The 15,027-nt window shown below is 62.2% G+C and carries 9 protein-coding genes; all 9 read left to right on the forward strand.

What is annotated here, in order from left to right:
- The first annotated feature begins 158 nt into the window (after positions 1-158).
- The 9 genes from ABGT83_RS11520 (at position 159) to ABGT83_RS11560 (ending at position 15,017) form a co-directional block, all read left to right on the forward strand.
- Positions 159-1,883, forward strand: coding sequence for a glucose-6-phosphate isomerase (locus ABGT83_RS11520; protein ID WP_103264980.1), 1,725 nt, complete (start codon positions 159-161; stop codon positions 1,881-1,883).
- A gap of 210 nt (positions 1,884-2,093) precedes the next feature.
- Positions 2,094-5,024 (forward strand): carbamoyltransferase HypF, encoded by a 2,931-nt coding sequence (locus ABGT83_RS11525; protein ID WP_346687687.1) that lies wholly within the window; start codon positions 2,094-2,096, stop codon positions 5,022-5,024.
- Positions 5,025-5,059: 35 nt separating this feature from the next.
- On the forward strand, positions 5,060-5,317 hold the full coding sequence (locus tag ABGT83_RS11530) for a HypC/HybG/HupF family hydrogenase formation chaperone (protein ID WP_103264981.1): 258 nt from the start codon (positions 5,060-5,062) through the stop codon (positions 5,315-5,317).
- Between the two features lie 107 nt (positions 5,318-5,424).
- Positions 5,425-6,510 carry a hydrogenase formation protein HypD gene (hypD, locus tag ABGT83_RS11535; protein WP_346688035.1) on the forward strand — a complete coding sequence of 362 codons (1,086 nt, stop codon included), beginning with the start codon at positions 5,425-5,427 and terminating at the stop codon, positions 6,508-6,510.
- 530 nt (positions 6,511-7,040) lie between these two features.
- A complete protein-coding gene (locus tag ABGT83_RS11540; protein ID WP_103264983.1) occupies positions 7,041-8,189 on the forward strand; it encodes a serine/threonine protein kinase in 1,149 nt (382 codons plus the stop codon).
- Between the two features lie 229 nt (positions 8,190-8,418).
- Positions 8,419-10,164 (forward strand): DMT family transporter, encoded by a 1,746-nt coding sequence (locus tag ABGT83_RS11545; protein ID WP_239926426.1) that lies wholly within the window; start codon positions 8,419-8,421, stop codon positions 10,162-10,164.
- Positions 10,165-10,485: 321 nt separating this feature from the next.
- Positions 10,486-11,835: an MFS transporter gene (locus tag ABGT83_RS11550; RefSeq protein ID WP_103264984.1), complete on the forward strand. Its 1,350-nt coding sequence runs from the start codon at positions 10,486-10,488 to the stop codon at positions 11,833-11,835.
- Positions 11,836-11,974: 139 nt separating this feature from the next.
- A complete protein-coding gene (locus ABGT83_RS11555) occupies positions 11,975-12,574 on the forward strand; it encodes a TetR/AcrR family transcriptional regulator (protein ID WP_103264985.1) in 600 nt (199 codons plus the stop codon).
- A gap of 211 nt (positions 12,575-12,785) precedes the next feature.
- Positions 12,786-15,017, forward strand: a complete 2,232-nt coding sequence (locus ABGT83_RS11560; protein WP_346687689.1) for an amino acid permease — start codon at positions 12,786-12,788, stop codon at positions 15,015-15,017.
- The last annotated feature ends 10 nt before the right edge of the window (positions 15,018-15,027 follow it).

Consider the following 15,027-nt stretch of genomic DNA (forward strand, 5'->3'; position numbering starts at 1 on the left):
GAGCTTCTTAACGCGCTTCTGGCGGCGGTTGCCGCACGGCTCGGTCGTCTCGGCATTGGCGAAATCATTCACAACTCCATCACAAGCGCGAGCGGGGGCGAGCGCGCCTGTTCGGCGTTTGCTAGAATAGCGAGAATTACCCGCTGAAAGAAGGTTGTATGCTGTCCGGTGACTTGGAAAAACTCTATCCTTCCGCCAAGACGCTCGTGAAGGAATGCGCGGCGAGTCGTCTGCATGCGAAGGATGCGAGCCTGTATGGGTTCGCCGAAGAAGCGCAGGCATGCGCTGAGCGGTACATGGGATGGACTGATCTTGCCAGCAATCCGCCCTATCCGCTGCACGAGATCCAAGCATTCGCCGACTCCGTCATCGCTCAGGGACTGAAGACCGTCGTGCTTATTGGCCAAGGCGGATCGACCCAAGCGCCTATGACCATCACGAAGTACAACAAGCCGGATTCGTCCATGGTGACGTTCAAGACATTGGACTCGGATTCCCCGGTTCGCGTCCGCGCCATCCTTGCCGAAGCGAAACCCGAGACCACGTTGTTCGTCATCTCGTCGAAGAGCGGTGGCACCATCGAGCCGCGTCTGGCACTGCAGGCGGTGCGCAACGCGGTTCTAGCTTCGGATCGCATGGACGAGGTCGAGCTGGCGGAACATCTTGTTGCCATTACCGATCCGGGCTCCGATTTGGAGCGCCAGGCACGCGAGGAGGGCTGGGCCGCCGTGTTTCCCGGCGAGCCGTCTGTTGGCGGACGCTTCTCGGCGCTATCGGTGTTCGGCCTGCTGCCGGCTGCGCTCGTGGGAATCAACCTCGAGGAACTCATGATGCACGCCGTAGAGGCTGAGCGCCAGTGCAGCGAGGACGCCATCGACAATCCGGCCATCGGCCTAGCGGCGTTTTTGTACGACAACTACGTGCAGGGACGCAATAAATTCTCCTTCCTCACGCCGAAACGCGGACGCGTTCTGGGCTTGTGGATCGAGCAGCTGGTAGCCGAAAGCCTGGGCAAGGAAGGCCAGGGCATACTGCCGAATATCGAAATCGACTCGCTGCTTCTGACCAAGGACCCGGGCGATCGCAGCGTCATCATGTACCAGACGAAGAACGACCTGTGGGACGAGCGGCGCAACTTCGAGATGAGCCTGTCCTACATCGACCCTACTATCCCGCGCGCGAACTTCAAAATCGATACGGTGGAGGAGCTGGCCGAGCATTTCGTCATGTGGGAATATGCTATCGCCATGTGCGGCTATCTCATGAAGATCTGCCCATTCGACCAACCCGACGTAGCCTCGGCGAAAGCGGTGGTGCTCGACATTCTGCGCGAAGGCCAGCCCGAGCCCGATTTTATCCAGGATTTTATCGATGATGTCCACATGGGCGAAGTCGAGGTGCGTCTTTCGCCGTGCTTCAAGGACTGTACCGATGTGCGCGGTGCGCTGCGGGCGCTGCTTGGCAGCATCCAACCGGGCGATTTCTTCGCGCTCAACGCGTTTCTGCCGTTTACCGGCGAGGGCCGGCGCGAGGCGCTCGAGACCATCCGCCACGGCGTGGCCGACAAGCGCGGCGTGGTATCCTGCCTGGAAGTGGGCCCGCGATACCTCCACTCGACAGGGCAGCTGCACAAGGGCGGCCCGAACTGCGGCGTGTTCCTCATCTTGTCGGCCGACGAACTGAAGGACATTCCGCTCAAGCAAGAGGCTGAAAGCCTCGGATCGCTTGCGAAGGCGCAGGCGTCGGGCGATCTTGTGACGCTGGCCGACCGCGGCCGCCGGTGCGTGCACTTGCATCTGCCCGACAACTCCGGCGTAACATTGCGCGGGCTGGCCGAGGTAATCGTCGACATCCTCGAGGAGCTTGAGGCGCCGACGAGGTAGGGCGTCTGCGGGATGGAGATTGCAGCGATGCCTGGGACGCGGCGCGCAGGGGTGCGATGCGAGCCGTGCGTCGTGAGCGAGCCGGGTCGGGACTGCGGCGTGGTGCTCACGGCACGAACGTAGTTCCACGTGATACAGTGCGTCCATGCGCGCGAACACATCGAGGGCGGCCGACCGGGCCGCCCTTGTGGATTGAAGCGGAGGCGACACATGATCGAAGCGCTCGACATACAGGTGAAGGGCATCGTGCAAGGGGTGGGGTTCCGCCCCTTTGTCTACCGAATGGCGAAGAAGTACCTGATAAACGGTTGGGTGCTCAACGCTACCGACGGCGTGTTCATCCATGCCGAGGGCGAGGCGAAGCTGCTCGACGAGTTCGTTATCGAGCTGTCCGAGAACCCGCCGGCCGCCTCGCGCGTCGAAGAAGTGACGCTCAAGGAGGTTCCGCTGGAGGGCTTCGACTCCTTCGAGATCCGCTTCTCGGACGCCGGCGCCGTGGAGAAGACCACGCTCGTGTCGCCCGACCTGGCCACGTGCGACGACTGCGTGCGCGAGCTGCTCAACCCCAACGACCGGCGCTACCGCTACCCGTTCATCAACTGCACGAACTGCGGGCCGCGCTTCACCATCATCGAGAAGCTGCCCTACGACCGCAAGAGCACGTCGATGAAGGACTTCCCCATGTGCGAGCGCTGCGCCCGCGAGTACGGCGACCCGCTCGACCGCCGCTTCCACGCGCAGCCCGACGCGTGCTTCGAGTGCGGGCCGCACCTGAGCTGGCGCGAGCACGAGGGCCTGCCTGGCGCGCCGGGATCGCCCGGCACGTTCGGGACGTTTCGCGCGTCCGAAATGCCTGGCGTGTCCGAAACGACTTGCACGCCGAAAACACAAACAAGTGTTTCACGTGAAACACTCCGCGGTTCCGATGCGATCGGCGCGCCGCTCGGTTCTGTGATGTGGGGCGCGACGCGCGAGGAGAGCGATGCCATCCTCGCCCGTGCCGTGGACATGCTGGCGGCGGGGAAGATTCTTGCTGTGAAAGGGCTCGGCGGCTTCCACCTCGTGTGCGATGCGAACAACGCCGACGCCGTGGCGCTTCTGCGCGCGCGCAAGCGCCGCGAAGGCAAGGCGTTCGCAGTCATGGCCGCCACCACCGACGAGGTGCGCCGCGTCTGCGAGGTGAACGATGCGGAGGCAGCCGTACTCGAGGGTTCGCAGCGTCCCATCGTGCTCCTGAAGAAGCGCGCCGACATCGCCTTCGCACCCGGCCTGGCCGACAAGCTGCCCGAGCTTGGCGTCATGCTGCCCTACACCCCGCTGCAGCATGTGCTGCTACACGACTTCGCCGCAGCGATGGAAGCTGGGGATGCGTCGTGCACTGTCAATGAAGGATCCTGCGACTTCGGCGGTTCCGCCGTCGTCGAACAGGATGGCGGAGATCGACGACCTCCTGTCATTCCGGGCGAGCGAATGGGAGCGGAAGACGCCGTTCTCCGGTCCACTGCATGTCCGCCTATGCTGGTCATGACTTCGGGGAACATCCACGACGAGCCTATCGTCACCGACGACGAAGACGCTTACGAGAAGCTCTTCGCCGTGGCCGATGGATTCCTCGGCCACGACCGCGCCATCCGTGCGCGCTATGACGATTCGGTGGTGCGCATCATCGCCGCTGGCAGCGCGGGAGATGCCATGCAGTTCATCCGCCGCGCCCGTGGATTCGCTCCTTTGCCTTTGGCGATTCCTTCGGCTTGCCCGCCAGCTGAAGGCGCTGACGCGGCAGCTTCCTGCAGCACCCGCACTGCGGTCGCCGACGAAAGCTCGCATGCCGATGCATGCGGCGATTCCGCCGTCGACCGTAGCCCGGACACTGTGAAATCCTCTGCCGGCGCACGTGGGCAGGCGGATTCTCGACGTCCTGCGCATGAAGCATCCGTCCGCGACAGGGCCATCTTGGCGGCTGGACCCGAACAGAAGAACACGTTCACGCTTACGCGCGATGCCGAGGCGTTCGTGTCGCAGCACATCGGCGACATGGAAAACGCAGAGACCTATGACGCGTGGTTGGACGCCAAAGACTGTTACGAGACGCTGTTCGAGATCACACCCAACCGCTTGGCTTGCGATCTGCACCCTGAGTACCTCGCATCGAAATGGGCGCACGACGAAAGCAGGGTGCGCGGACTGCCGCTAACCGAGGTGCAGCACCACCATGCGCACATCGCGGCCGTCATGGCTGAACACGGCCTGTCCGACGCGGTGTGCGGCATCGCATTCGACGGTACAGGTTACGGCATGGACGGTGCCATCTGGGGCGGCGAGGTGCTGCTATCCAACCTGTGCGCATTCGAGCGATTCGCGAACTTCGCCTACGTGCCCATGCCGGGCGGCGCGGCGGCAGTGAAGCATCCGCTGCGCATGGCCTATGGGGCGCTGTGGGCGTTCGACCTGCTGGAGCATCCGGGTGCGGCCGAGGCGCTGGCGGCTCTCGGCGAGCAGGCGGCCGTGTGCGAGCAGATGATCGATCACGGCCTGAACACGCCCATGACCTCGTCGGTCGGCCGCTTGTTCGATGCAGCGAGCGCGCTTCTGGGCATCTGCACCGAGCCGAAGTACGAAGGCGAGCCCGCCATCCTGCTGGAGGCCGCGATAGAGGATGGGCAAACGAATGCTCTGCACGAGGCCGTCGCCGTTCCCAGCCAAGGAGGCGAAGCCGACGCTGCTGAACGCTATGCCATCGCGGTTGTCAAGAACACGGCGACGGCGGATAGCACCGCCCAGGATACGTCGGTCGTGCTGTTCGATGCGGCCCCCACGTTCCAGGCGCTTCTCGACGACAAGGCGGCCGGCGTGCCCCCCGCGGTCATCGCGCGCCGTTTCCACAATGCGTTCGTGCAGGCTATCGTTATGGCGGCCGAGCTGGTGCGCTCGATGTACGGCATCGACGCGGTGGCGCTGTCGGGGGGCGTGTTCATGAACCGCTACCTGGTGGAGCATGCGCTATCCGCGCTTGAAGACGCCGGATTCACGGTAGCCGTCAGCCGCGATCTACCGCCCAACGACGGATGCGTGTCCTTCGGGCAAGCTGTGGTAGCATGGGCGCAAGAAAACGAGCGGGACGGGGGCATCTCGGCGACGTGATGCGCCCCGGCCCTTGCAGAAAGTGAGCATGCGATATGTGCTTGGCAATACCGGCCCAGGTCATCGAACTCAAAGACGACGGACTGGCGACTGTCGATATCTTGGGCGTAACGCGCGACATTTCGCTCGACCTCGCCCCCCAGGCGGGAGTGGGAGATTTCGTGCTTGTGCACGCGGGCTTCGCCATCGAGGTGGTCGATCCCGAATATGCACAGGAAACGATCGATCTGGTGAAGCAATTCCCCGAACTGGTAGCTGATGAGATTCCCCTCGGCGACGAGGCTTCGCGATGAGCTACCAAAAGAGAACAGATGTTTCACGTGAAACATTCTCTGCGCCCGAAGACCGGTCTGCGGGAACTCCTTGCGCTCACGAGTCGAGCGCGGTCGACGCCGCCACGATGGAAGCCGAGCTCGCGGCGTTCAAGGACCCCAAACTCGCGCGCGGCCTGATCGACTCCATCCAGAAGCTCGCCCCCGCGGGCGGCGCCACGCTCATGGAGGTGTGCGGCACGCACACGGTGGCCATCGCGCGCAACGGCATCCGCAACCTCATGCCCGAGGGCATCCGCCTGGCGTCCGGCCCCGGCTGCCCGGTGTGCGTGACGTCGAACCGCGACATCGACACCGTTATCGCCCTCGCGCGCACCGACAACGTCACCATCGCCACGTTCGGCGATATGACGCGCGTGCCCGGCTCCACCTCGAGCCTCCTGAAAGAGCAGGCGGCGGGCCGCAGCGTGCAGATCGTGTACTCGCCGCTCGACGCGCTGGCGCTCGCCCAGCAGAACCCCGACCGCGAGATCGTGTTCGTGGGCGTGGGCTTCGAGACCACCACGCCGCTCGTTGCCATGGCCATCAAGCGCGCGGCTGCGGCCGGCCTCGAGAACTTCACCGTGTTCGGCGCCCACAAGAACATGCCCGGTGCGCTGGAGGCCATCATCAACGACCCGAAGCTCAAGCTGGACGCGCTCATCCTGCCCGGCCACGTGAGCACCATCATCGGCGCGGAGCCGTACCGGTTCCTGGCCGAGAAGTACGGCATCCCCGGCGTCATCACGGGCTTCGAGCCGGTGGACGTGCTGCAGGGCATCGCCATGATCATGCGCCAGCTGCACGAGGGCCGCGCCGAGATCGAGATCGCCTACGCGCGCGGCGTCATGCCCCAGGGCAACCCCGTTGCGATGGCTGTCATCAACGAGGTGTTCGAGACGTGCACCGCGCTCTGGCGCGGCCTGGGCGAGATCCCCGGCTCGGGCTACCGCATACGCGAGGAGTTCGCGCAGTTCGACGCCGTGCGCCGCTTCCAGCCGAACATCGAGCCCACGCAGGATCCGAAGGGCTGCCGCTGCGGCGACGTCCTGCGCGGCATCATGGCTCCCAACGAGTGCCCCCTGTTCCGCCGCGTGTGCACGCCCGAGAACCCGGTGGGCCCCTGCATGGTGTCGAGCGAGGGCAGCTGCGCCGCGTACTACCGGTACTATTAAAGACTGGCGCGGCTTGTGCGCGCTTTGCCGTCGAGTTTCGACGTGATGTGCAGGGTGCCGCTCATGTTTTTTTGCCAATCAGGAAAACGGACAAACCATCCTTTTTGAGCAAAGCCCGTACATTCACGAGCGGCCTTCTGCGAAGGCTCTGCGCATGAGTTTACGATTCCATTCCGTTTTATGCAAAACGATGGAAAAGTTCGGCAGCATTATCCAATATATAAGCAACAGTACAGCGAAAGCCGATTTCGCACTGCTTCGCATTTTTGTGCACTTGATCAAAATTAAGGATCGTACTGCGCAAATTTATTCGAGGATTTTATATTGCAGGTGAACAAAAAAGGTGATATAAATGCGGCATCGGCGAATCTGGCAGGGATGCCACGACGAGTACCGAGGGGCGCAAGCACCACGATGCGCCGGTCTCCGAAGTGCTTTTCAGAGGCAGCCGAACCAGTTGAGCTGCAGTCTGTAGTGTTCGTGCTACATAATATGGCGGCATGGAAAGCCGCCGCAGAAAGGAGACTGTCATGGCGAAGATAGTCAATTCTTGGAACGACTGGGATCCGTTGAAGCGCGTTATCGTCGGTCGTTGCGACAACTCGATGATTCCTCCCGAGGAGCCCGCGACGTCTGAGAAGGTCCCTGTCGACTCCGAGATGCGCGGCATGTGGGGCCTGCGTCCCGCCAAGACCGTCGAGCGTGGCAACGAGTGCCTCGACAACCTCGTGAAGATCCTCGAGGATCGCGGCGTCGTCGTCGACCGTCCGACCCCGCTGCAGTGGAACCAGGCCATCGGCACGCCCGACTTCCGCAACGACTCCATGATGACCTGCATGCCCCCGCGTGACATCCTGCTCACCGTCGGCAACGAGATCATGGCCTCCGCGAACTCCTTCCGCTGCCGCTACTTCGAGTACCTGGCCTACTGGCCCCTCATGAAGCAGTACTTCGACGAGGATCCCGACTTCCTGTGGACCCAGGCCCCCCGTCCCCGTCTGACGGACGCCTCCTACAAGCACAACTACTACGACGAGAAGATCACGCTGGAAGAGCGCCTCGTCCGCACGGCCAACAAGGACTTCGTGACCACCGAAGTCGAGCCGATGTGGGACGCCGCCGACCTCATGCGCATGGGCAAGGACATCTTCATCCAGCACGGCCTGACCACGAACCGCACGGCCATGGATTGGTTCCAGCGCTACTATCCCGAGTACCGCATCCACGCCGTGAACTTCCCCGGCGACCCGTACCCGATCCACATCGACGCCACCTTCGTGCCGCTGCGTCCGGGCCTGATCATCAACAACCCGCACCGCAAGCTCCCCGAAGAGCAGCGCGCCATCTTCGAGGCCAACGATTGGCAGATCGTCGAAGCCGCCCAGCCGGCCCACGACGAGCCGCCGGCGCTGTGCTACAGCTCCGTCTGGCTGTCCATGAACTGCCTCGTGCTCGACCCGAAGACGGTCATCGTGGAGGCCTCCGAGGTCTACCAGCAGGAGCAGATGGACAAGCTCGGCATGAACGTCATCCCCTGCGACCTGCGCGACGCCTATCCGTTCGGCGGCGGCCTGCACTGCTCCACGGCCGACGTCTACCGCGAGGGCGAGTGCCTCGACTACTTCCCGAACCGCGTCAAGGATCCCACCCTGGTGCGTCCGGAGATGTGGAACGACTAAGCGCAGCTTGACGAGCTCGTCTTCGTAAAGGCAAGCGTCACTACGTATAAGAAAGGGGATTCGGTTTGCACGGCAATCCGGATCCCCTTTTTGATTCCGTCGACAATTCCATGTGTGCGTTTTTCGGTCATGCGGGACCGAAGGGGAGATCTTTGTCTCACATTCGTTCCCGCATGATGCGATAGGGGAGTCGGAATCGATCATGGTGCTACTGGTTTAAGGAGGACCAATGGCAGACAACAACGACAACAAGACACTCGGCAACGGGAAGGACGGCTCCGGCAGCTATCAGATGCGCCTTGGCTTCGGCACCATCGCCATGCTCATCTCGGCGACCGGCATGGGTCTCGTCCCCCTGTTCAGTCGCTGGGCTACGCGTACCGACATGTTCGACGGCACTGCAGGCTTCAATGCCGGCGATTCGATTGGCGCTCTCATGGCCGTGGGCCGCATGGGCATGGGCGTCCTGTTCTTCCTCATCTTGCTTGTGGCCACGCATAAGGTGCACGTATTCAAGAAGCTCAAGTTGACGCCGGCCATCGCGCTTGGCGGTCTGATGATCGGCATGTCGCTTGCATGCTACGTGACGTCGACGCTGCTGACGACCGTGTCCAACGCGGTGCTGTTCATCTACATCGGCCCCGTGGTCTGCGTGCTGCTCGCTCGCATTTTCCGCAAAGAACCCATGTCGGTGCTGCAGTGGGTTTGCCTGGCTGCGGTGTTCGTCGGGATGCTGTTCGGCGAAGGCCTGCTTGGTTTTGGCGTAGGCGGCCAGGCGTTCGGCTTCGACTTCAACCTCGTGCCCGCGACGCCGGAATTTCCGCAGAAGGGTCTTGGCGACGCCTTCGGTCTTGCCTCAGGCTTCTTCTATGGCGCTTCGATGTTCTTCAACGGCTACCGCAAAGACGCCGACACGACTGCCCGCGGCGTGTGGAACTTCATTTTCGCGGTGTTGGGCGCCGGCATCATCACGATAGTCCTGAACTCCCTCGGTGCGAATCCGGGCATGGAGAACTGGGCCCTCAACGTGCACTTCACCACGTTCAACTGGATCGGCGCGGTGCTGTTGTGGATCATCTGCGGTCCCATCGCCCTCGGCTTTTTGCTGGTGGCTGGCCGCAACCTGCCGGCTGCTGACTACGGCACTATCGCCTACTGGGAGGTTCCCGTCGCCATCTTCACCGGCCTTGTCGTGTTCGGCGAGGCGCTGACCATCAATACGATACTTGGCGGCATTCTCATCATTGGCGGTGGCGCGATTCCGTCCATCAAGGGCATGGTCGCCGGTCGCAAGCAGAAGCAAGAGAACGAGATCGGCGAGAATTTGGCCGCTCGCTTGGGCGAGGAAACCCCGCAGAGCGCAACGGCCCTGGCTGCAGACGCACCGACGCTGGTTGCCGCTGAGGCCGAGCCCGTTAAGATTACGGAGAACCTCACCCACATCGCCACTCCGTTGAAGTACGAGCGCGCCATGACGGAGGACGAGCTGGCTGCCGCGTTCAGTCAGCATGGACTTCAGGGCTTTCCGGCAGAGCTCGACATTATGGAGCGCACGGAGGATCACGTGCAGATGATGAAGCTCGACGAGATGCTGCGGTTCGCCAAGGCATCGGGAGTGAGCGCCGTCACCTTCGATGTGACCTACTTCCCACACGCTGACGAAGCTGAAGTGGAGTATCAGCTCAACCATCTCGCTCGCGAGCTTGGGATCAGCGCCGAGGTCATCCGCGACGTCTGCTCGGATGAAATCAGGGAGTATCTGGCCCTCGACGCCGAGCGCGATGCGAACCTTCCGGTGCACAGCATTATTGAGTGCTATGTAGGCGGAACTTCGTTTGCCTGGTACGGCATGAACGATTATCCGCGTCTCAAGCGAGTCATCCTGCGCAAACTAGCGCAGGGCGGCCAGAAGGCCAAGCATGCCTTCATCTCGCGTGCAAGCAAGGCGCAGGTCGAACTGATGGAAGATTACTGATGCCCGGCCGAGATCTGACAACAGAGCACTAACTGCTGCCGCCCCGCAGAGACAACGTCGCAACAACGACGCTCTGCGGGGCGCATTCGAGGGGGCTCGTTCGCATTCCTTGGGTCCCTTCATGCGCCATGCGCACAGCGCGCCAAACGGTGCCGATTTATCGCCGTTTTCGTCATGAAATGTAACGTCTTTCCATCCGAAGAAGGACGTTGGGGTATGATACAGGTAATCGAGCACTGCGCTTTGCCTGGGAAAGCCCTCATTTGGCTGGCGCGCCGACAGTCGTGCACGGGGCACGGCTGCGGAGTATAGGAGACAATCATGAGTGCTGAAACCATTCCTGCTCATCACAGAGACCCTCATGCTATTCCAGAAGAAGAGAAGCACAAGACCCTGAAGCGCGTAACGTTTTCATCCTTCCTTGGTAACTTCATTGAGTGGTTCGACTACGCGAGCTATTCGTATTTGGCCACGGTCATCGCGTTGGTGTTCTTCCCCGGCGAGGACCGCATGGTGGCGACCATGATGACGTTCGGAGTGTTCGCGCTGGCCTTCCTCGTGCGCCCCATCGGCGCGATCTTCTGGGGCAACATGGGGGACAAGAAAGGCCGCAAGTGGGCCTTGTCGGTATCGATCTTGCTGATGAGCGGCTCGACCTTCCTGATCGGCTGCCTGCCTGGCTACGCCGCCATAGGCGTGGCGGCGCCCATCCTGCTACTGCTGCTGCGCGTGGTGCAGGGTTTCTCGGCGTCGGGAGAATATGCGGGTGCTGCGACCTTCATCGCGGAATACGCTCCGAAGAACCATCGCGGCTTCTATTGCTCGATGGTGCCGGCTTCTACAGCTACCGGCCTGCTGGTAGGCTCGCTTTTCGCTTCTTTCATGTACAGCGTGTGGGGCGCCGACTCGACGTTCATGGTCGATTGGGGTTGGCGCATCCCGTTCTTGCTGGCGGGTCCGCTGGGCTATATCACGCATTACATCCGGACGCACCTCGAGGACTCTCCGGTGTACGAGATTATGCAGGAGCAGCTCCAGAAGCAGGGCCGCCAAGTTGAGCGCCCCATCCGTACGCTGCTCAAGCGTCATCCTCGCAAGCTCATCGTGTCGTTCGGTGCCTGCGTGCTGAACGCGGTGGGCTTCTACGCGGTGCTGACGTATCTTCCGAACTACCTTGAAGTTACGTTGAACTATGACGCGGCCTCGGCGTCGCTTATCACCACGATCACGCTTGTGGTGTACATCGGCTTCATCTTTTTGTCGGGTCGTATATCCGACCGGTTTGGCCGCAAGCGCATGCTCATCGGCGCGTGCGTCGGTTTTATCGTGTTCACCGTGCCTGCCTTCATGCTGCTCGGCACGCTGAATTTCTGGACCATTCTCATCGTCGAGCTGGTCATGTGCCTCATTCTCACCGTGAACGACGGAACCTTGTCGAGCTATCTGACCGAGACGTTCCCCACCGATGTGCGCTACTCCGGGTTCGCGCTTAGCTTCAACCTGGCCAACGCCATTTTCGGCGGCTCGGCGTCGTATATCTCGTTCTGGTTGATCTCCGTGACGGGCAGCGATATCGCTCCTGCTTGGTACATGGTCGGTATCGCTTGTATCGCGCTCGTGGCGATGATACTATCGCATGAGCATACGGGCAAAGATCTGACCGAAGTGTAGTGCGCTCTTACGAAACGCGGCTGCCTTCGTAGCGAAGGCGGTGTGGAGCGACGAAGCGCCGCCCGAGGCCAAACGGCCCGGGCGGCGTTCGCATGAACGATGGCGCTTCAGTGCGTCGTCGGTTCGAGAGGAGGGGTTCATGGGCGAGGCTTCGCAAACACCAAAATCGCTCAAAGCGCAGATCACGCGTACATCACTTGTGCTGGCTGCGGCCGCGTTGCTTCGCGAGCAAGGCCCGAAGGCGGTTACGTATCGCAAAGTGGCGAAGTGGGCCGGTGCTGCTTCCTCGTCGGTGGGATATTATTTCGAATCCGTCACGCAGCTGCTGCATGAGGCGGGTCGCTACAACATCCAGCTGTGGGCCGAGCGCGCCGAGAAGGCCGCAGCAACGGCCGAGGCGCTCTCGCCCGAAGAATGCCGCAGTCGTGTGGTCGAGCTGCTCGTGCAGGCTTGCCTTCCCGAAGAGACGTCTGTGCTGCCTGCCCACTATGCGCAGCTCATTGCTGCAGCCGAATCAGATGTTGTGACGGAGGCCTATCAGAAGGGCCGCGTGTCTTTGGACGCCGCCATCGGGCGAATCCTTGCCCGTGCCGGCATCGATATGCCTCCGCGCATGGTGGGCGCGGTTGTTGACGGTGCGGCTGTGAATGCCATCTCCGAGGGCTATAACGTCCACGACTTTGCGTCCAGCTTGTTGAAGACCGCGATCGAAATGTACAAACGCTCCGCTGACCAGTAGGTTCGGCGGCGCGCCGTGGTGCCTTCGCCATTCCCTCTCCCGCAACGCAAACGCTTCGGCCACGAGAAGGTGAACGCCTTCTCGTGGCCGTTTTTCGTCTACCTCGCTCTGGTAGAACGTTCGAGAACAAGTTAACCGCGCGGCTGTGCTCCCGATGAGTTCGAGAGGGGTGCATCGCGCATCTCGAGCAAAGGAAAGGAGCTGAGGGAGCATGAGCGAAACCAAGCAGAATGCCGTCGCGCCCACAAGCGATCCCGGCCCGGTTGGCCGAGCGGGCCGTCCGTCATTCAAGAGAACACTGACGTTCTTCGGGTTCTTCGCAATCACCGCCTCGATGGTTATGACGGTGTACGAGTATCCGACGTTCGCATCGTCAGGTTTCCATCTGGTGTTCTTCCTGATCGCCGGAGGCCTCCTCTGGTTTTTGCCGGTGGCGCTCTGCGCAGCGGAGATGGCAACCGTCAAGGGATGGGAATCGGGTGGCATCTTCGCCTGGGTAGGCAATACGCTGGGGCGGCGCTGGGGTTTCGCGGCGCTGTTCTTCCAGTGGTTCCAGATCACCGTCGGCTTCGTCACGATGTCGTTCTTCATTCTGGCAGCGTTGGCGTATGTGTTCAGGTGGGATGCGCTGTACAACAACCCGCTCGTCATGTTCTTCGGCGTGGCGGCCATCGTTTGGGTGCTCACGCTCACGCAGCTGGGCGGCACGAAATACACCGCACGCATCTCGAAGGTGGGCTTCGTGGGCGGCATCATCGTACCCGTCATCGTGCTGTTGGTGGGCCTGATTATCTACTTCGCCACGGGCGGCGTATCCCAGATCAACATCGCCCCCACCCAGATTGTGCCGGACTTCTCGCAAACCGGCACGCTCGTTATCTTCGCCTCGTTCATCCTCGCCTACATGGGCGTTGAAGCGTCGGCCTCGCACGTGAACGAGCTGAAGAACCCGAACCGCAACTACCCGCTGGCCATGATCATTCTCGCGATTCTCACCATCGCGCTCGACGCGGTGGGCGGCTTGGCTGTGGCGACCACGCTTCCCGCATCGGTGCTTGACGGCAACCTGTCGTTTGGCGTCATCGAGGCGTTCCGCGCGATATTCGTCACGCATATCGGTCCCGGCCTGAGCTGGATCGTGTTTGCCGTCGCAGTGCTGCTGGCGCTCGGCGTGCTGGCCGAGATCTCCGCGTGGATCGTGGGTCCGTCGCGCGCGCTGCTCGATACGGCGCATGACGGCATTCTGCCGCCTTCGTTCAAGAAAGTGAACAAGCACGGCGTGAGCGTGCAGACCGTTGTCATTCAGGCCATAATCGTGACGGCGTGGGACGCGGTGCTCTGCGGCTCCATCGCGCTGTCCGGCGGTTCGAGCTCTTCGGTGGGCTACCTCACGGCCATCGGTCTGACCGTAGTCATCTATCTGGTGGGCTACGTGCTGTTCTTCCTGGGGTACTTCTACCTCATCTTCAAGAAGAAGGGTCTCCAGCGGTCCTTCCAGCTGCCCGGCGGCACGCCTTTCAAGGCGATCGTTGCCGGCGTGGGCCTGCTCATGACGGTGGCGACGCTCATCATCTCGTTCTTCCCGTCGTCGAACCTCGACGCCCAGTCGAACGCGGTATATCAGGCAACTCTCGGCGTGGCCTTCGTCGTATCGGTGGCTATTCCGTTCGTCATCTACGCGTTGCGCCATCATTGGGCTCCGAAGGATGCTGTTCCTGCCGCCGTTGCGAGCGGTTCGGCGACTGCAGACAACACGGTCGGCGGATCTGGCCATGTCGCCGGCGTTGCGGACCCTGCGCGCATGCAGGCGCAGCCGTCCGATCCGGTTGCAGCCAATCCCACGGTGGGCGCGGCGTCTTCTGCAACATCGAGTGCACAGGAGAGCGGCAAAATCAACAAGCGCACGCGCGCCAAAGACTCGCTCAACGATCCGCGCCCGGCAGGCGCAAGCGGATCGTCGGCCGGTGGCGGTTTGGGCGGTCGCGTGGCGCAGGGCATCTCGGCGGCCGTTGTCAGCGTAACGAGTCGACCGGCAGGCCCTCTGTCCGTGGACACCGAGGAGACCGGAGCCACCATCGAGGTTGTTCGCATGCCAGACGATGGCGCTTCGAAGGAAGATCGCGACGGCGATCCGGCAATGCCGACCGACCGGACTTCGAAGGGCGCGGGTTCCGCAGTGACAGCAGGCGCTCCCGCAGATGCGCCGACGAACGACGTTCCTCCCGCATGCGCGGCGCCCTTCGACCGCGATGGGCGCAAGAGCGCCGCGAGCGTGCGGGACGATCTGATCGATCGCACCGCGTCGGCCGATGCCGATATGCGGTCGAGCGTCACGGAGGGCGTGGTTGGACAAGGCCTGCCGAATGCCGATCCCGACACTCCCGATCCGCGGCACGAAACGGGCGTGGATACGAACGCGTCCCAGGACGATCTCGATCGCTAGCATGTGCGAT

It is taken from the genome of Enteroscipio rubneri (genome assembly GCF_963929405.1).
Classification (GTDB): Bacteria; Actinomycetota; Coriobacteriia; order Coriobacteriales; family Eggerthellaceae; genus Enteroscipio; species Enteroscipio rubneri.

Bases quoted from the DNA above. Each gene is read 5' to 3' on its own strand.
- ABGT83_RS11520 (WP_103264980.1), top strand. From the start codon at position 159: ATGCTGTCCGGTGACTTGGAAAAACTCTATCCTTCCGCCAAGACGCTC.
- ABGT83_RS11525 (WP_346687687.1), top strand. From the start codon at position 2,094: ATGATCGAAGCGCTCGACATACAGGTGAAGGGCATCGTGCAAGGGGTG.
- ABGT83_RS11530 (WP_103264981.1), top strand. From the start codon at position 5,060: ATGTGCTTGGCAATACCGGCCCAGGTCATCGAACTCAAAGACGACGGA.
- hypD (WP_346688035.1), top strand. From the start codon at position 5,425: ATGGAAGCCGAGCTCGCGGCGTTCAAGGACCCCAAACTCGCGCGCGGC.
- ABGT83_RS11540 (WP_103264983.1), top strand. From the start codon at position 7,041: ATGGCGAAGATAGTCAATTCTTGGAACGACTGGGATCCGTTGAAGCGC.
- ABGT83_RS11545 (WP_239926426.1), top strand. From the start codon at position 8,419: ATGGCAGACAACAACGACAACAAGACACTCGGCAACGGGAAGGACGGC.
- ABGT83_RS11550 (WP_103264984.1), top strand. From the start codon at position 10,486: ATGAGTGCTGAAACCATTCCTGCTCATCACAGAGACCCTCATGCTATT.
- ABGT83_RS11555 (WP_103264985.1), top strand. From the start codon at position 11,975: ATGGGCGAGGCTTCGCAAACACCAAAATCGCTCAAAGCGCAGATCACG.
- ABGT83_RS11560 (WP_346687689.1), top strand. From the start codon at position 12,786: ATGAGCGAAACCAAGCAGAATGCCGTCGCGCCCACAAGCGATCCCGGC.